We start from the raw sequence: 16,608 nt of genomic DNA, 5'->3' as shown, positions 1-16,608 counted from the left end.
CCTTGCGCTTGGCAGGGCGCGCCCGCCTCGCTAACGCTCGTTCATGAACTTCATCAGCGACAATACGGCGGGTGCGAGCGCCCCGGTGATGGCCGCGATCGCGGCCGCCAATGACGGCGCAGCGGCCGCCTATGGCACCGATATCTGGACCCAGCGCGTCGAACGGCTCTTTGCCGAGCTGTTCGAGCACGAGGTCTCGGTTTTCCTGGTGACCAGCGGCACGGCTGCGAACGCGCTGGCGCTGGCCTGCCTGACGCGCCCCTGGGGCGCGGTCCTGACCCATCAGGAAAGCCACGTCGCCGATGACGAGTGCGGCGCGCCGGAATTCTTCGGCGACGGCGCCAAGCTCATCGGCCTGCCCGGTACCGGCAACAAGATCACGCCTGAGTCCGTGACCAAGGTCTTGGCGCGGATGCGCGAGGGGGCGCTGCATCAGGTGCAGCCGCAGGCGGTCTCGATCACGCAGGCAACCGAATGCGGGTTGGTCTATCGTCCCGACGAGGTGCGGGCCCTGAAGCAGGCGGCCGAGCCCCGCGGCCTGAAGCTGCATATGGATGGCGCCCGCTTTGCCAATGCGCTGGTCACGCTGGGCTGCTCTCCAGCCGAGATCACCTGGAAGGCAGGCGTCGACGTCCTGTCCTTTGGCGGCACCAAGAATGGCGCCTGGGCGGCCGAGGCCGTGGTCTTCTTCGATCAGGCCTTGGCCGCTGAAATGAAATGGCGGCGCAAGCGGGCCGGTCATACGCTTTCCAAGGGCCGGCTGATCGGCGCACAATTCGAGGGCCTCCTGGCCGGCGGCCATTGGCTGGCGCTGGCGCGCCACGCCAACGCGATGGCGTCCCGGCTGTCCGAGGCGGTTGCGAGAGGCGGCTCGGTGCGGTTGGCCTGGCCCTGCGAGGCCAATACGGCGTTTCTCGTCCTCGATGCTGCAACGCAGGAGCGGCTGAAGGCGGCCGGGGTCGGCTATCACGCCTGGTCCGACACCGCGCTTCCCGACGATGCAGCGCTTGCATCGGGCGATATTGTCGGTCGGTTCGTGATGTCCTTTGCGACGCGCTCCGAGGATGTCGAACAGCTGATATCGCTGCTGAACGCGCCGTCTCGCTGAAATATCCCCTGATTGACGCCGCATGGGTGCCGTAATCCCTAAGGAAGACTGAAGTCCCCGTTCGGTTCGTTAACAAGGATGGAGATATGGCTTCTGTTTCGACCGCGCGCTCGCGCGCCGCGCTGATCGGCCTGGCTGTTGCCGGCGCGCTGGCGGGCTCGGCCGGTGGAGCCGCCGCGCAGTATTATTACGACTATGGCTACGAATATGTGCCGCGTCGCGCTTATGGCTATGGCTACGGCTATCGTTATGCACCGCCGCCGCCTGCGCCGTTGTCTTCACGGAGCATCGCCGAGATCGCCATCCGCGAGCACAGGCTCGCCCAGGTCGACCGCACCACGCGCACCGAGTCCGATTTTGTGGTCGATGGGCGCATGGCGAATGGCCGGCGCGTACGGCTGATCTTCGATCGTTTCAGCGGCGATCTCGTCCGGCGGGTGAACCTGCAGACTCCTGAACGAATGAGGGGACCCCCCCCGGATGTCGCGCGCGTCGATCCGCGTGAGCATGCCCCGGCTCAACCGCGGTTGCTGCCGCTCCCGCCGGAGCGCCCCGATTCGCTCAAGGCTCCGGCGGAGGCGAACGCGCCTGCCCAAGTCGTTCCGGCGTCCCCGGCCGCACCGATGCCGGCTCCCGAACGGGAGAAGGCGCCAGCTCCTCCCGCCGAGGCAAGCGCGCCTGCAACGGTCATGCCCCCGTCTCCGGCGGCGCCGACACCGCCAGCCGAACAGGCAAAACCTGTCGAGCAGGCTCCTGCCCAGGCTCGTGCGCCAGCAACCGAGGCTCCATCCGCGCCGGCAACACCCGTCGCTCCGACGCCGGGCCCGACCGCGCCATCCGGCGAGGAGAAGCCGAAGCTGGTGAACCCCGACGATGTTCGCGGAACGGAGACTCCCGAGCACAAGCCGCCGCTTGCGAAGGCTGAATCGCCGGAGATCAAGGCTTCGCCGGTCGAGCTGCCACCGGTCCAGATCGAGGATCCGGCGCCCTCCGCACCGCGCCCGGCGACGCCTGCCGTTCCGGTCGCGCCTCTCGACTGAGAGACGATCGCCAATTCCAGGCGTGAAAAGGGCGCCCCCGGAAACCGGGGGCGCCCTCTGTCTGCCAGCCCTGGGCTGGGCGTGTTACGCGGCCTTAGAAACCTTGGCCTCGAGCACCTTGGCGGGTTTGCCGCCGATGGCGATCTGGCGCGGCTTCTTGGCCTCGGGAATCTCGCGGACGAGATCGATATGGAGCAGGCCGTTCTCGAGGCTCGCGCCGGTCACCTGGACATAGTCGGCGAGCTGGAAGCGGCGTTCGAAGGCGCGTGCGGCGATGCCCTGATGCAGGACTTCGCGCTTCTCGGCGCTTTCGGAAACCTGCTTCTCACCGCGTACGGTCAGGGTGTTTTCCTTGCTTTCGATGGCAAGGTCGCTGTCGGAGAAGCCGGCGACCGCGATGGAGATGCGGTAGGCGTTCTCGGCAGTGCGCTCGATATTGTAGGGCGGATAGGTCGGCGCGGTTTCAGCGCTGGTCGCCTGGTCGAGCAGGTTGAACAGACGATCGAAGCCGACGGTCGAGCGATAAAGCGGGGAAAGATCGAAGTGACGCATGATGTCCTCCAGAAGAAGCGACGTTTGGTCGAGCCTGCCTCGTCTTGAGCACAGGCCCCATTCAGGTTCACGCAGCCGGTATCGGCCTGCGTGACCAGGAATTGGGGAGCGATTTCAGCTTTTCAAGAGCCGCCTCGAGCGGGCATAACCGAGGGCATCCGCCCGGGACTGTCGCCGCGATTCGGAGCGCCTGATGGCCGAGGCCGAGCTTTTTTCCCTCCCCGACTACCCGGTTCCCGGGCATGGCAAGGTCTGGCTTGCTCTGGCGCGCGACGGGGCCAGGCTCCGCTTCGCGAGCTGGCACCCGACAGTAAAGCGAGTGCGCGGTACTGTCGTGATCATCCAGGGGCGCGCGGAGTTCATCGAACGCTACAGCGAGACGATCGCCGAGCTGCGCCGCCGCGGTTTCCACGTTCTCGCCTTCGACTGGCGCGGCCAGGGCGGTTCGCAACGCTTCGTCTCGCGTGAACGCAAGGGGCATGTCGGCCGTCTGCGGCATTACGAGACCGACCTCGCACTTGCCATGGCGGAAATGCAGGCCCGGCTGCCGCCTCCCTATTTCGTTCTGGCGCATTCGATGGGGGCGGCGCTGTGCCTCGACGCCGCCCGGCGCAACGCATTGCCGGTCTCGCGACTGGTTGCGCTCGCGCCCATGCTCGGCCTCTCCATGGTCGAGCGGCCACGGGCGGCGAGCTATCTCGCAAGCGTGCTGTACTGGCTCGGCCTCGGCAGCGCCTTCGTGCCTGGCGGCGGTGACACGGCGATCGCGACCAAGCCATTCCAGGGCAATCGGCTGACGAACGACCCCGTCCGCTATGCCCGGAATGCCGCGCTTTCAGATGCGGCGCGCCATCTGAGCATCGGCGATCCGACTGTCGGCTGGGTCAGGACCGCGTTCCGGTTGATGAACCGGCTGGCGGCCCCCTCGGCGTCCCTAGAGGTCAGGGTGCCGACGCTGGTGATCGCAGCCGGGCGCGACCCGGTGGTCTCGACGCCTGCGATCGAGCGCTTCGCGGCGAGGCTGAAGACCGGTTCGGCCTTGATATTGCCGACAGCGCGCCACGAGATCCTGATGGAAACGGATGCCGTTCGCGCGCAGTTCTGGGCGGCCTTCGATGCATTCATTCCCGGCGAAGCGATCGCCGGGGCCGGCTCAGCCGGCGAGCAGGGCGAGGGCGGCCTGATGCAGGGTCCTGTTGGCGGCGGCGATGATGCGTCCGCCCTTGGCGGCACTGCCGCCATCCCATGAGGTGACGATTCCGCCGGCGCCTTCGACGATCGGGATCAGAGCGACGATGTCATAGGGTTTCAGCCCGCTCTCGATAACGAGATCGACATGGCCCGAGGCCAGCATGCAATAGGCATAGCAATCGCAGCCGTAACGGGCGAGGCGCACCGCGCTTTCGACGCGCAGATAGGCTTCCTGCTCGGCACCTTGAAACAGTTTTGGGCTGGTGGTCATTACCGTCGCGGTGGCCAGCTCGCCGTTCTGGCGCGTGCGCAGCACCCGTGGCCCGCCCGGACCCTCATAGCGGGCCTGTCGGCCGTCGCCGGAATAGCGCTCGCCGGTGAAGGGTTGGTGCATCATGCCGTAAACCGGAACGCCCTCGCGGGTGAGGCCGATCAGCGTGCCCCAGACCGGGATGCCGGAGATGAAGGCACGGGTGCCATCGATCGGGTCGAGCACCCAGACATATTCGGCCTCACCGTTCTCCGTGCCGAACTCCTCTCCGAGCACGCCATGCTCGGGGAAATTGCGCTTGATCAGGTGGCGCATCACGTTCTCGCCGGCGCGGTCGGCCTCGGTGACGGGATCGAACACGCCGCCGCAGGACTTGTCCTCGGTCGCATGCTTGGCGCGGAAGAAGGGCAGGATCGCCTGGCCGGATTGGGTCGCGAGTTCCGCGACGAAGGCGCCGAAATCAACCGCACTCATCTTTGCTCTCCGGAGCTGCGCTATGCTGCGCAGCAATAATGCAGGATCCAGCCTGCTCGCTCGGTTCTTCTAGCGGCGCTCGTCGTCGGAAAACAAGGAATCTGACGGAAAATCAGCAGTTTTGGATTGCGTGCGGCGCATGGCTCATAAGATTTTCGACAAAGGCGCTTGCTTTTTTGCGCTGCACAGTCATATTGTGCACTGCGAAGGGGCGATCACCTCAAGCCTTCGTTTGCCCTCCTTGGGCGTTTCCTCCCTAGACTTGGGCCGCCACGAAAGTGCGCGGCCCTTTTTTCTGCGCTGCGCCGATGCCGTCATCGCAAGCCTCTGAGAAAACAGGCTATTCCGCAGCTTCGCGCCAATCGTCGAGCCAGCCGCTCCAATGCGCGAAGCACTCCGCCATGGCGGTGCCGATCGCCTGCTCCAACTCTGCAAAACCGGTATGCGGCTCCAGGTTCGCTTCGTTCATGTAGAGGGACCGGTTGATCTCGATCTGCAGGGCATGCACGCCTGAGGCCGGAGCGCCGTAATGTTCGGTGATGAAGCCACCGGCATAGGGGCGGTTGCGCGTGACGCTGAGCCCACGCCGACGAAAGGCTTCCTCGGCGATGTCGATGATGTAGCCGGCGGCGCTGGTGCCGAAGCGGTCACCGAGAATCACATCCGACTTGGCGAGCCCGTCGCGGTCGAGCCCGGTCGAGGGCATCGAGTGGGCGTCGACCAGAATGCAGGTGCCGAAGGCGCCTTGCGTGCGCTGGACCAGGCTGCGCAGCCCGGCATGGTAGGGGCGATAAAGCTCGTCGATCCTGGCGAGTGCTTCCTCCACCGGAATCTTGCCAAAATAAATCTCGTGCGCGTCTCCGACGATGCGTGGAATTGTGCCGAGCCCCCCCGCGACCCGCATCGAGCGGGTATTGGCGAAGGCGGGCAGGCGGCCGTCGAACATGCGCGGGTCGAGCTCATAGGGCTCGCGGTTCACATCGAGAAAGGCACGCGGAAATTCGGCCACAAGCAGCGGCGCACCAAGGGCGACCGTCTGCGCGAAGAGCCGGTCGACATAGGCATCCTCGGAGCGGCGCAGCGAGCGCAGCGGCAATCGTGCTCGCTCCACGAAGCCGGGAGGGTAGCGACGGCCGGCATGCGGCACGTCGACCACCACCGGCACGACCTGGAGCGGCGGCTGATAGAGGCTGAAGGGGCGCTCGATCTCGACGACGATGTCGGCGGCTTCAGCAGAAAAATTACCGGACGAGATGGTCATGCACGAGGACTGAAGCACACATTGCCGAGCGGATGAAGCGATCTTGAATTCGGCGCTGAATCGAACATCGCGTTCACGCCTTGTTTACCATGTTGGCGCGTTATACTGCGATAGTGTTCCAAGCGCTCCGGGCAGGCGATAACGCTTCGGCGCGTTGGCTCGGAATGCCGAATCGGGCGAGACGAAACAGAGAAGGGGTTGTCCGGGGTGGGCGGCCTCTATCGATAGGCCGAACGGGACGGACGAAGCAGGCCCATGACCAAGATACTTCTCGCTGAAGACGACAACGACATGCGCCGCTTTCTGGTCAAGGCCCTGCAGAATGCGGGCTACGACGTGGCGTCGTTCGATAATGGGCTTTCAGCATATAATCGCCTGCGTGAAGAGCCCTTCGAACTGCTGCTGACCGACATCGTCATGCCGGAGATGGACGGCATCGAGTTGGCGCGGCGCGCCACCGAGCTCGATCCCGACATCAAGGTGATGTTCATCACAGGTTTCGCTGCAGTTGCGCTCAACCCCGATTCCCAGACGCCGAAGGACGCAAAAGTGCTGTCCAAGCCGTTCCATCTGCGCGAGCTGGTGAACGAGGTCGAGAAGTTGCTCGCAGCCTGAGCGCTTTTTGCAATCAAGCGTCTTGCAAGGCGCGAAATGAGCGGCTATAGCCCGCTCAACCTCGCAACAGGGACACGCCGCAAGGCCGAACCTGTTCCGACTGCCAGGACAGATTATCGTCACGGCATGACGGGCGCGTAGCTCAGCGGGAGAGCACTACGTTGACATCGTAGGGGTCACAGGTTCGATCCCTGTCGCGCCCACCATTTCACAAAACCCGGATATCGCTTTGAAGAGCGGTATCCGGGTTTTTGCGTTTGGTGCCTCAATGGCAAGGGCAGCCGCGATGTCCGAATGCCGCCTGATGCGCGGCAGGGGCGCTCCGCCCATCCCTTGAGGGCGGACGGCGCGAATCACTGCCGCCCGTGCTTTGAAGCGGTCTCCGCCGGGCTCAGGCGGGACCTGCTGCCCCCCGCTGTCCACAGGGCCGGTCAGGCGACCAGCCATCGGCAAACCCGCCTAGCGGGCCGCTGCGAGCATGCGATCGACGAAGCCGTCGAGGGCGGATTTGTCGATCCAGCGCAGCACCGCGACGAGATCCTGCGTGGGATCGAGCCAAATTGCGTTGACGCCGGCACCAAGCGCGAAGACGGCCGTGGCGGGAACATTCGGCCGAGCCGCCGCGCCCCGGTTGAGCCACCAGAGATAGCCGTAATTCTCGAGCGTGGGTGAAGGCGACAGCATGTCGTCGATCCAGGCCGGCGATAGCAGCTCACGGCCAGCCCAGGCGCCACCGCGCCCTACGAGCAGGCCCAGCCGGGCGTGGTCGCGCGCGCTGATGAAGAGGCCGCCGCCCCAATGGCCGCCGCCGGGCACGGACTGCATGCTCCGGCCGTCGATCTCGACCGAGGAATTGCGATAGCCCTGCCACTCCCAGCCTTGCGAGGCCCCGATCGGGTCCATGATGCGCTCGCGCAGGACCTCGGGCAGCGGCTTGCGGAAGCGCTGCAGCAGGCAATAGGCCAGCAGGTTCACCCGCACGTCATTGTACTCGTAGTGGCTGCCAGGTGGCTTGAGGGCGCGCCGCTCGCCCTTGCGGCTGTTGTCGGCGCCCGGCCCGATCTGCCGGTTATGATCGACCTGGTCCGACTTGCCGAAGATTTCCCCCTGCCATTCGCTCGATTGCTGCAGGAGATGGCGCCAGGTGATGGCCGCATTCTGCGCGCCCTCGAACCAGGGACCGTCGACGGTTTTCGCCACCGGCTCGTCGACATCGCGAATCAGTCCGTCGGCGACGGCAAGCCCCGCCAGCACGGCGATATAGCTCTTCGCGATGGAGAAGGTCATGTCGGCGCGGGCCGTGTCGCCCCACTCGGCAACCAGGCGGCCGCCCCGGAGGATCAGGCCGGCCGGACCGCCGCGCTCCCTGACCGGGCCGACGATCTCGCTCCAGGGGCCTGACTCGTTCCATTCGACGAGGCCGACATAGCGCCCGTCGGGATAATAGAAGCTGCGCGGCCAGGTGCTCTCCTGCGCCTTGGCGAAGTCGACGGCAGCCTGCAGCCTTGCGGCGTCGAAGCCGGCTTCGGCCGGTGGAATGGTTTCCCAATCGCCATTGGCCGGCGGTACATAGGCATCATTGGTCTGAGACACGTGGCTGTCCTCGGAGGCATTTCGCGGGCCGATCATTGCGAAACGCTACCATACCCGACCGGTCTCAGCCGTCATGTCGAGAGTGATCCCGGCCTGCGCCGCATACCGGGCGCGCAGAGCTCGCCGGCCGGCTGCAGGTGGTCGGGGCGGATCGGTGGCTGATCCCGGCTATGCGGTGCCGTCGTTCAGCGCCATTTGCCAGAAATCCGCCTCGAGACGGGAGGCCTTGGCAAAGAGGGTCGTGAGTTCGGCAAAGCGCTGTTCCGTCATCGCCCGCGCGGCGAGATCGTCGAGATGGCGCCGGGCTGCCATCGCGATTTCCTGATAGGCATCGCCGGCATATTCCCCGATCCAGTCGCGATAGGGATGGTCCCCGAGTGCTTCTGGGCCCGCGGGAGTAAGGTTTCGCCCGATTTCGGCATAGCCGATCACGCAAGGGGCGAGCGCGACATGCAGGTCGAGCAGGTCGCCCGAGACGCCGCAGTCCAGCACGAACCGGGTATAGGCAATCGTCGCGGCATGCTCCGGTGCTGCTTCGATCTCGGTGGGGTGCAGCCCCCAACGGCCGCAGAGCCGGATATGGAGGTCCATCTCGACGTCGAGGATGGCTGCCAGGCCGGCCTTGGCCGCCCGCATGTCGGAAAGCGTGCGGCCCTTGTAGATTGCGAGCGCATAGGCGCGGGCGAACTGGATCAGGAAGAGATAATCCTGCACCAGATAGGTACGGAAGGCGGCCTGCGGCAGCGTGCCAGTCGCCATTTGCCGGACGAAGGCGTGGTCGACATAGCTCGTCCAGTCGGCCTTTGCGGCGGACTTCAGTCGATCGAAAATGTCCATCTCAGGCGTTGTCTCCACAGGCGGTGCCAGCCGGATGCGCGAAATGCGGCATCAGGCCGCCGGAACCGATAGGCTTTGGCGGGCCAGGCTGCAAATTCCGGCTCTACCCCCGAATTCGAACAGCTTCAGGGTGTTTTCGGCGATGGAAGCGCTCGGACCGGTTAGCGCTCGCGGCGGCTTTCTGACCGTCATCAATGTGAAGGCCAGCCCGTCCGGTTGACGTGAAATTCACTTCGCTCTAGAGACCGGCCCGCACTGGACGACCTGTGCCATCTGTAACGCTGGGGACGGCCCCATTGTCTCGGGAGAGATAATGGAACCGACATGCCCCAGGCATGGCCGCAGGCTGCTGATTGATCAGCGAACCGGGCCTTCTTCTCAGAAACTGCCCTCTTCCCAAAACCTGACGAACCGCTTCGCCCGCTGGCACGTCCATGCGCGCCGTCCGGATTCGTCCCGTATCCCGCCCGCAGTCGAAGCGTTGGCCTGCACGGCCTGGCGCCTGCCGACGCATCGCGGGGCCGTTCCCGTTTCAACCCACATGACGCAAGAGGTTCGCCGTGGCCGGCCCGATTGAGCAATTCGAAATCAAGACGCTGTTCAGCCTTGGGGAGGTCGCTGGGCAGGAGATCGCCTTCACCAACTCATCCGCCTTCATGATCGCGATCGTCGCCAGCGCCAGCGGCTTTCTGCTGCTCTCGACCCGCACCCGCGCGATTGTCCCTGGCCGTGCCCAGGCCCTCAGCGAAATTCTCTACGAGTTCGTACGGAACACGCTCAGAAGCATCGCAGGCGAGCATGGCATGCGTTTCTTCCCGCTGGTCTTTTCGCTCTTCGTCTTCATCCTGTTGGCCAATCTGATCGGAATGTTGCCGTTCGCGTTCACCGTGACGAGCCATATCTCCGTGACCTTCGCGCTTGCCATGCTCGTGTTCTGCACGGTGACGATCTATGGCCTCGTGAAGCATGGCTTCGGCTTCCTGCGGCTGTTCCTGCCGTCGGGCGTTCCCATCGTCCTTGCGCCGATCATCGTCCTGATCGAGGTCGTCTCCTATATCTCGCGACCGATCAGCCATTCGATCCGCCTGTTCGCGGTCATGCTGGCCGGCCATATCGCGCTCAAGGTCTTTGCCGGCTTTGTCGTCGGCATGACCGGTCTCGGTGCGGTTGGCATCCTTGGAGCGGTGCTGCCGCTGATCATGACGGTCGCCCTCACCGGTCTGGAGGTGCTGATGGCAATCCTGCAGGCCTACATCTTCACCATGCTCACCTGCATGTATCTCAACGATGCCCTTCACCCGAGCCATTGAGGCCGCACGAGACGGAGTATCAGCAATGGCTTGGATCTATCTGCTCTTTGCAGGCGTCTTCGAAGTCGTGTGGGCGTCGACCATGAAACAGTCCGAGGGCTTCACGAAGCTCGGGCCCAGCGTGATCACGATCGCGACGATGATCATCAGCTTTGGCCTGCTGGCCGTGGCGATGAAGTCGCTGCCGCTGGGCACGGCCTACGCGATCTGGACGGGAATCGGTGCGGTCGGAGCTTTCCTCGTCGGCATTTTCGTCATGGGAGAGGCCGTCACCTTCTTCCGGATCGCCAGCGTCAGTCTCATTGTCGCCGGGCTGATCGGGCTCAAGCTTTCGACGGCCTGATGACGCTCGCCTGCGATCATCGCAGACGAACGGCCACCCGGTTGGGTGGCCGTCTTGTTTCAGGGCATGTGCCGATGCGGATCGTTCGGCTCAGTTCGTCGCGAAGCAGTAGAACAGGCCGGCTCCCCCCGTGCCGCGCAGCGCTTCCTGGCTGCAGCCTCCCCGCGACGCATGCGAGGTGTTCCACGACTTCGCCGGTGGGGATTCGTCCAGGCCGCTGCGGTCATGGTGGCCGAGCATGACGGCGCCCTCCGCACCACTCTTGGTGTAGTTGCCGCAGGTCCGGTCCTCGCCGGGGCCGAAGGCGGTGCCGTCGGCCTGGGAGCCTGTGAGCATGTCGTGCTGGTTCGGTGTATCGCCGCGACCATTGACCGGCTCGCCCTTCTCGTTGAGCGCGGTCTGTTTGGTCAAGCCGGCCGCGCCGCCATGCAGGTCAGCGACGCTGGTGGCGATCACAGCTCCCTTGGCGTTGCGCCAGGGCCCTGGGCCGATGCGGTCTCGCGCGTTGACGTCTGTGGTGCTGCCAGTCGCCTGCGTGGAGAGATAGGCCCGCCAGGTCTTGCTGCCTGCACCCGCCGCCTGGGCAAGACTCTGGCAGATGGCGTCGGCGCCTGCGAGGCCGCCGAGATCGGCACCCTTCCCGGATCCGGCACTGGTGACAAAGAAGGTCATTTCGGGCGTCTGGGCCTGGGCCGAGCCGGTGGCAAATGCCAATAGTCCAGCCGCAGCGACAAGCGTGAAACACGTCACGCGCTTCATGTGGTCCTCCCTTCGTTCTGGATCGGTCTGTGCTTCGGTTCCCCTATTTCTCGGTCCGCCGGGGCTCAGAGTGACAAGTTAATCAGGTAACAACAAGGCTTTGGGGTCGGCGGAAACTAGCCGTGCCCCTGCGTCGTCCCGAGATTGTCCTCGATGGCTCGGTTGAGTTTACGCAGCAACGCAGCAAGGGCCTCGCGTTCTTCCGGCGAGAGATGGGTCAGGAAGGTCGCTTCGCTTGCCATGTCGACGCGGAAGGCCGCCTCCACCTTCGCGCGTCCGCTCTCGGTCAGCTCGACGGCCAGACTCCTTCCATCGGTGTCGGATGGCACACGCCTGACGAGGCCCGCCCTTTCAAGCCGAGCGAGGCGGTGGCTGAGGCTGCCCGAGGCGATCATCAGGCTGGTGTAGAGTTCGGTCGGCGTCAGGCGGAACGGCGCGCCCGCGCGGCGGAGCGAGGAGACGATATCGAATTCGCCGCGATCCAATCCAAATCCGGCGAAGGTCGCCTCGATGCTTGGGCGAACAAGGTTGGAGAGCCGGTAGGCCCGACCCAGCACGGCCATGGCGCCGGTATCGAGATCAGGCAATTCGCGCTGCCACTGTGCGCGCAGCCGGTCGACATGATCCTGGGTCTCGTCAGCGTCGGCCAAGGCACTCTCCATCAGCCAGAGTATCTTGACATGAAGATAGATTGATGAGCTAGTATCTTCATATGAAGATAGTTTGGCGGCACCGAATGCAGGGGCGTTCGATGCCGGCCTTCGTTCAAGCCGGAGACAGGCTCATGCCGCGCTTCATCTGCCGCCAATGCGGCGCCCGATTTCCCGATACGGCCACCCCGCCCGACGCTTGCCCGATCTGCCGTGATGAGCGCCAATACGTGCGCTGGGACGGCCAGGAATGGCTGACGCCGGGCGAACTCGCGTCTGGTCATTCCGTCGTCTGCAGCGAGGACCATGGCGTGCTTGGCCTGCGCATCGCACCGGCCTTCGCGATCGATCAGCGGGCGTTGCTGGTCGAGGCGGAGGAGGGCAATCTGCTATGGGACTGCATCGGGCTCGTGACGCCCGAGGCGGTCGAGGCGATCCGCGCGCGCGGGCCGATGATCGGCATCGCGATCTCGCACCCGCATTACTACACCGCGATGGCGGAATGGGCGGCCGCGCTCGGCGTGCCGGTCTATCTCCACGCTGATGATCGGCAGTGGGTGACCGAGCCGGACCCTGCCATCCGCTTCTGGGACGGCGAGGCGCTGAGGCTTGGTCCGACCTTGACGCTCTTGCGCTGCGGCGGCCATTTCGCCGGGGCGACCGTACTGCACCATGCCAAGGGGGAGGGCGCGCTCTATTGCGGCGACGTGCTGCAGGTGGCGCAGGATCGCCGCTATGTCAGCGTGCTCTATTCCTATCCCAACATGATTCCGGTCAATGCGGCGACGATCCGGCGGATCGCCGCGGTTCTCGAGCCCTTTTCCTTCGCAAGGATCTATGGCGCCTTCGAGGGAAGGGTCATCGCCGGCGACGGCAAAGCGGCGCTGGCACGCTCCTTCCGGCGTTATCTGGCCGCGATCGCCTGAGGGTATTCGATGGTTTTCGCACGCTGGACCCTTGCGATCGCCGGAAAAATCCGTATACAGCCGGCATCGCATCAGCCGCGCCGTTCGAGTGGTCGATGAGGATCGCCCGCCGATCCGCGTCGCAGCTGTGAATTTTTGACCGATTCGTCCGAAAGGCGGATCGACGGAGTAGAGACGATGAAGATCCGCAATTCGCTCAAGTCGCTGCGCGCCCGTCATCGCGACAACCAGCTGGTTCGCCGCAAGGGCCGCGTCTACATCATCAACAAGGTCCAGAAGCGCTTCAAGGCGCGCCAGGGCTGAGTTGACGCGCGGCTTTCGCTGCCGCGACGTTTTGATGCTGACTCCAGATTTGAAGGTGGGCGCGCTCGGCGCGCCCACCTTTTTTGGCATGAGCCTCTCGCCACGTCGTGATTTGACGCGACCGCACGAGCCCCTAATCTTGTGGGCATGAGCATTCCTCGTCTGCCTTCCGCTGCTCTTGCGCTTGTCCTGGCGACAGCCTTGCCGTTCGGGCTAGGCGCTGCCCTGGGGCAGGACAGCGCACCAGCGCAGCCTGGCACCGTGCCGCATTCGGACACGACGGATAATCCGGCGGCACCGGCTCCCGGTGCCTCGCGCAGCCCGGCTGCGACGCTGGATCGACTGTTCGAGCGGCTTGCTGCCGCCAAGAGCCCGGAGGAGGCCAAGGGCATCGCCAATCTGATCCAGCGGCGCTGGGCGCGATCAGGGTCGGATACGGCGGATCTCCTGATGGCGCGGGCGCAGGAGGCGATGCGATCCAAGGAGCTCGATCTCGCGATCGAATTGCTCGACCGCATCATCAGTCTCGAGCCGGACTGGGCTGAAGGCTGGAATCAGCGCGCCAACGCGCTCTTCCTCGCGGGCGATTCGATCCGCTCGATGATCGACATCGGAGAGGCGCTGAAGCGCGAGCCGCGTCATTACGGCGCGATGATGGGGCTCGGCACCATCCTACGGCAGCAGGGGGACGACAAGCGTGCCCTGATCGCCTATCGGCGGGCGCAGGAGATCTATCCGCAATTCGAGGCCATCAAGGACGCAGTCGATTCGCTGAAGACTGAAGTCGACGGCCGCGACGCGTAGGCCCTTGCGGTTCCCCAGTGAAACCAAAGCGAATGCGGCGACGTAAGCAAATCATGCTCCCGCGCGCCTTGCTCATTCTTCCTGCCCTTCTTGTTGCCGGCCTGCTCGCCAGGACGGAGTGGCTTGGCGTCGAAGCAGAACGACAGCATCCCCCCAAGGGCAGCTTCCTGACGCTTCCAGGAGGCAGGCTGCACTATGTCGAGCGCAAGCCGGTGGGCGAGATGCGCGGCACCGTCGTGCTCGTCCACGGAGCCTCGTCAGATCATGCCGACCTGCTGGCGACGCTCGGACCCGAGCTTGGCCATTACCGGGTGATCGCGCTCGACCGGCCGGGCCATGGCTGGAGCGATCGGATCGACGAGAACGCCATGGCTGATCCCGCTCAGCAGGCGACAGTCATCATGAAGGCTCTCGATCAGATCCTGTCGGAGCCCTTCGTGCTGGTCGCTCATTCGCTGGCCGGAGCGCTCGCAACGCGGATCGCACTGGATCACCCCGAGCGATTGCGCGGACTTGTCCTGCTTGGCGGCGTGACCCACCCCTGGCCTGGCGGCATTGCCTGGTATTATCACGCGGCCTCATGGCCTGTGATCGGCCCGGTCTTCACGCGATTGATCGGCGTGCCGGCGTCCGATGCCCTTTTGCGCTCCGGTGTCGAGAGTGTCTTTGCGCCGCGGCCGGTCACGCCCGGCTATGTCGCAGCAGGCGAAATCCGGCTGCTGCTGCGCCCTTCGACCTTCGAGGCGAATGCCCGGGATGTCGCAGCGACCCACGCCTTCGTCAGCGCACAGGCTCCGCGCTACCGCGATCTCAGGATTCCGGTGGTGGCGATCACCGGGGACAGCGACGCGATCGTGTCTCCGGTGATCCATTCCGCCGCGATCGCACGCGAGGCGCCGCAGGGGCGCTTCGTGCTGCTGCCGGGCGTCGGGCATATGCCGCATCACGCGGCGCCCGAAATCGTCGTCGAGGCAATCGACCAGTTGGCCGGACCGCGCTCGAGCCTCGCATTCGCGCGCTAAGGCATCGGCCCGAAAAGTGGATTGCGGTTTTCGGGAAAGCCGATGCAACACAAAGGGTCAGATCATCGGATACGATATCCGGTCCGATGATCTAAGGGCGTCAGGCCTTGGCGACGTGCTCCTTCGCGATGAAGGCGATACGCACCATGTTGGTCGCGCCCGGCGTGCCGAACGGGACACCGGCAACCACGATGATGCGGTCTCCGACCGCGGCATAGCCTTCGCGGACCGCGAATTTGCAAGCGCGGAAGGCCATATCGTCGATGTCGCTGGCGTCCTTGGTCACGACCGCGTGCACACCCCAGACCAGGGTGAGGCGCCGCGCCGTCCCGCGATTGGGCGTCAGCGCGATGACGGTCGAGTTCGGCCGCTCGCGGGCGATACGGAAGGCGGTCGAGCCCGAGGAGGTCCAGGCGGTGATGGCCTTGAGATTCAGCGTATCGGCGATCTCGTGGGCCGCCTTGGCGATGGCATCCGCGCCCGTGGCCTCGGGCTCAGCGCGTTGCGATTCGAGGATCGAGCGGTAGATCGATTCACTCTCCACCTCCTCGGCGATGCGGTTCATCATCGTCACCGCCTCGATCGGATATTGTCCGGCAGCGCTCTCGGCCGAGAGCATCACGGCGTCGGCCCCCTCGAAGACGGCAGTCGCGACGTCGGAGACCTCGGCGCGGGTCGGCACCGGAGCGGTGATCATGCTTTCCAGCATCTGCGTTGCGACGACGACGGGCTTGCCCATGCGCCGTGCCATGCGGGTGATGCGCTTCTGCGTGCCCGGCACCTTTTCCAGCGGCATCTCGACGCCGAGATCACCACGCGCGACCATGATCGCATCGGACGCCTCGATGATCTCTTCAAGCCGGAGCAGCGCTTGCGGCTTTTCGATCTTGGCGAGTGCGAGCGCCCGCCCGCGAACGATCTTGCGCAGGTCGGCCATGTCCTCGGGGCGCTGGACGAAGGAGAGCGCGATCCAGTCGACGCCGGCATCTGCTGCGGCTTCGGCGTCGGAACGGTCCTTGTCCGTCATCGCCGAAACCGGGATCGTGGTGTCGGGCAGGCTGACGCCCTTGCGCGATGAAAGCCTGCCAGCGACCGTGACGCGGGTCACCGCCTGCTTGGGGCTCGCCTTCTCGACGACGAGACGGATCTTGCCGTCGTCGAGGATGAGGGCGTGGCCGGGCTCAAGCGCACTCAGGATCTCGGGATGGGGCAGGTAGACGCGCTTCACGTCGCCGGGGGCAGGGTCGGAATCGAGGACGAAGCGCGCGTCCTTTTCCAGCATTACGCCACCATCGCCACCGAACTGGCCGACGCGCAGCTTCGGTCCCTGCAGATCGGCGAGAATGCCGACGGGGCGATGGAATTTCTCCTCCAGGCCACGCAACATGGCGACCCGCTCCGGCAGCGTCTCGCGCTGGGTGTGGCTCATATTGATCCGGAAGACGTCGACGCCGGCTTCGAACAGTTTGGCGCACATCTCCTCGCTGGCGGAAGCCGGACCCAGCGTAGCGATGATCTTGATCCGGCGTTCGCGCCTCATTCTTATGTC

The 16,608-nt window shown here is 65.0% G+C and carries 18 protein-coding genes and 1 tRNA gene; 11 read left to right on the top strand and 8 right to left on the bottom strand.

What is annotated here, in order from left to right; translation table 11 throughout:
- Positions 1–43: 43 nt before the first annotated feature.
- Both AC1DGP_RS13170 and AC1DGP_RS13165 read left to right on the top strand, forming a co-directional pair.
- On the top strand, positions 44–1,108 hold the full coding sequence (locus AC1DGP_RS13170) for a threonine aldolase family protein (RefSeq protein WP_476775357.1): 1,065 nt from the start codon (positions 44–46) through the stop codon (positions 1,106–1,108).
- Between the two features lie 86 nt (positions 1,109–1,194).
- A complete protein-coding gene (locus tag AC1DGP_RS13165) occupies positions 1,195–2,148 on the top strand; it encodes a hypothetical protein (protein ID WP_476775358.1) in 954 nt (317 codons plus the stop codon).
- A gap of 84 nt (positions 2,149–2,232) precedes the next feature.
- On the opposite strand, the gene AC1DGP_RS13160 is transcribed toward AC1DGP_RS13165, so the two are convergent.
- The gene (locus tag AC1DGP_RS13160) at positions 2,233–2,700 is read right to left on the bottom strand and encodes an Hsp20 family protein (RefSeq protein ID WP_441487913.1); all 468 of its coding nucleotides are present in this window, start codon (positions 2,698–2,700) and stop codon (positions 2,233–2,235) included.
- Between the two features lie 193 nt (positions 2,701–2,893).
- On the opposite strand from AC1DGP_RS13160, the gene AC1DGP_RS13155 reads away from it, so the two are divergent.
- On the top strand, positions 2,894–3,949 hold the full coding sequence (locus tag AC1DGP_RS13155; protein WP_476832206.1) for an alpha/beta fold hydrolase: 1,056 nt from the start codon (positions 2,894–2,896) through the stop codon (positions 3,947–3,949).
- Here the strand turns inward: AC1DGP_RS13155 and hisN are convergent.
- Both hisN and AC1DGP_RS13145 read right to left on the bottom strand, forming a co-directional pair.
- A complete protein-coding gene (hisN, locus tag AC1DGP_RS13150; protein ID WP_069879102.1) occupies positions 3,854–4,636 on the bottom strand; it encodes a histidinol-phosphatase in 783 nt (260 codons plus the stop codon). The genes AC1DGP_RS13155 and hisN overlap by 96 nt on opposite strands.
- Positions 4,637–4,976: 340 nt before the next feature.
- A complete protein-coding gene (locus AC1DGP_RS13145) occupies positions 4,977–5,897 on the bottom strand; it encodes an N-formylglutamate amidohydrolase (protein ID WP_441487915.1) in 921 nt (306 codons plus the stop codon).
- 255 nt (positions 5,898–6,152) lie between these two features.
- On the opposite strand from AC1DGP_RS13145, the gene cpdR reads away from it, so the two are divergent.
- Together cpdR and AC1DGP_RS13135 are read left to right on the top strand one after the other, a co-directional pair.
- Positions 6,153–6,512 carry a cell cycle two-component system response regulator CpdR gene (cpdR, locus tag AC1DGP_RS13140; RefSeq protein ID WP_038363805.1) on the top strand — a complete coding sequence of 120 codons (360 nt, stop codon included), beginning with the start codon at positions 6,153–6,155 and terminating at the stop codon, positions 6,510–6,512.
- Positions 6,513–6,643: 131 nt separating this feature from the next.
- Positions 6,644–6,718 (top strand) — tRNA-Val (locus AC1DGP_RS13135).
- A 253-nt stretch (positions 6,719–6,971) separates the two neighbouring features.
- On the opposite strand, the gene AC1DGP_RS13130 is transcribed toward AC1DGP_RS13135, so the two are convergent.
- Together AC1DGP_RS13130 and tenA are read right to left on the bottom strand one after the other, a co-directional pair.
- Complete coding sequence (locus AC1DGP_RS13130; RefSeq protein WP_476775360.1) at positions 6,972–8,105, bottom strand: serine hydrolase domain-containing protein; 1,134 nt, start codon at positions 8,103–8,105, stop codon at positions 6,972–6,974.
- 168 nt (positions 8,106–8,273) lie between these two features.
- Complete coding sequence (gene tenA / locus AC1DGP_RS13125) at positions 8,274–8,942, bottom strand: thiaminase II (protein ID WP_476775361.1); 669 nt, start codon at positions 8,940–8,942, stop codon at positions 8,274–8,276.
- Between the two features lie 560 nt (positions 8,943–9,502).
- Between tenA and AC1DGP_RS13120 the strand changes: the two genes are divergently transcribed.
- Positions 9,503–10,252 carry a F0F1 ATP synthase subunit A gene (locus tag AC1DGP_RS13120; protein ID WP_476775362.1) on the top strand — a complete coding sequence of 250 codons (750 nt, stop codon included), beginning with the start codon at positions 9,503–9,505 and terminating at the stop codon, positions 10,250–10,252.
- Positions 10,253–10,277: 25 nt separating this feature from the next.
- Positions 10,278–10,595 (top strand): quaternary ammonium compound efflux SMR transporter SugE, encoded by a 318-nt coding sequence (sugE, locus tag AC1DGP_RS13115; RefSeq protein ID WP_113511072.1) that lies wholly within the window; start codon positions 10,278–10,280, stop codon positions 10,593–10,595.
- 90 nt (positions 10,596–10,685) lie between these two features.
- Here the strand turns inward: sugE and AC1DGP_RS13110 are convergent, their stop codons facing one another.
- Both AC1DGP_RS13110 and AC1DGP_RS13105 read right to left on the bottom strand, forming a co-directional pair.
- Positions 10,686–11,354: a hypothetical protein gene (locus tag AC1DGP_RS13110; protein WP_476775363.1), complete on the bottom strand. Its 669-nt coding sequence runs from the start codon at positions 11,352–11,354 to the stop codon at positions 10,686–10,688.
- Between the two features lie 116 nt (positions 11,355–11,470).
- The gene (locus AC1DGP_RS13105; protein ID WP_476832205.1) at positions 11,471–12,004 is read right to left on the bottom strand and encodes a MarR family winged helix-turn-helix transcriptional regulator; all 534 of its coding nucleotides are present in this window, start codon (positions 12,002–12,004) and stop codon (positions 11,471–11,473) included.
- 134 nt (positions 12,005–12,138) lie between these two features.
- Between AC1DGP_RS13105 and AC1DGP_RS13100 the strand changes: the two genes are divergently transcribed.
- The 4 genes from AC1DGP_RS13100 to AC1DGP_RS13085 all read left to right on the top strand — a co-directional run bounded on the left by AC1DGP_RS13100 (position 12,139) and on the right by AC1DGP_RS13085 (position 15,059).
- Complete coding sequence (locus AC1DGP_RS13100) at positions 12,139–12,930, top strand: MBL fold metallo-hydrolase (RefSeq protein ID WP_441504346.1); 792 nt, start codon at positions 12,139–12,141, stop codon at positions 12,928–12,930.
- 177 nt (positions 12,931–13,107) lie between these two features.
- On the top strand, positions 13,108–13,233 hold the full coding sequence (gene ykgO / locus AC1DGP_RS13095) for a type B 50S ribosomal protein L36 (protein ID WP_038363015.1): 126 nt from the start codon (positions 13,108–13,110) through the stop codon (positions 13,231–13,233).
- 147 nt (positions 13,234–13,380) lie between these two features.
- Entirely contained in the window at positions 13,381–14,037 is a 657-nt protein-coding gene (locus tag AC1DGP_RS13090) for a tetratricopeptide repeat protein (RefSeq protein ID WP_476768274.1), read from the top strand.
- A gap of 53 nt (positions 14,038–14,090) precedes the next feature.
- A complete protein-coding gene (locus tag AC1DGP_RS13085) occupies positions 14,091–15,059 on the top strand; it encodes an alpha/beta fold hydrolase (protein ID WP_441504348.1) in 969 nt (322 codons plus the stop codon).
- Between the two features lie 100 nt (positions 15,060–15,159).
- Here AC1DGP_RS13085 and pyk read toward each other — a convergent pair whose 3' ends face one another.
- On the bottom strand, positions 15,160–16,599 hold the full coding sequence (gene pyk, locus AC1DGP_RS13080; RefSeq protein WP_441487924.1) for a pyruvate kinase: 1,440 nt from the start codon (positions 16,597–16,599) through the stop codon (positions 15,160–15,162).
- Positions 16,600–16,608 lie beyond the last annotated feature (9 nt).

It is taken from the genome of Allobosea sp. 05T433 (assembly GCF_056396065.1).
The sequence above is the reverse complement of the archived record's forward strand: the minus strand, read 5'-3'. Positions and strand labels throughout refer to the sequence as shown.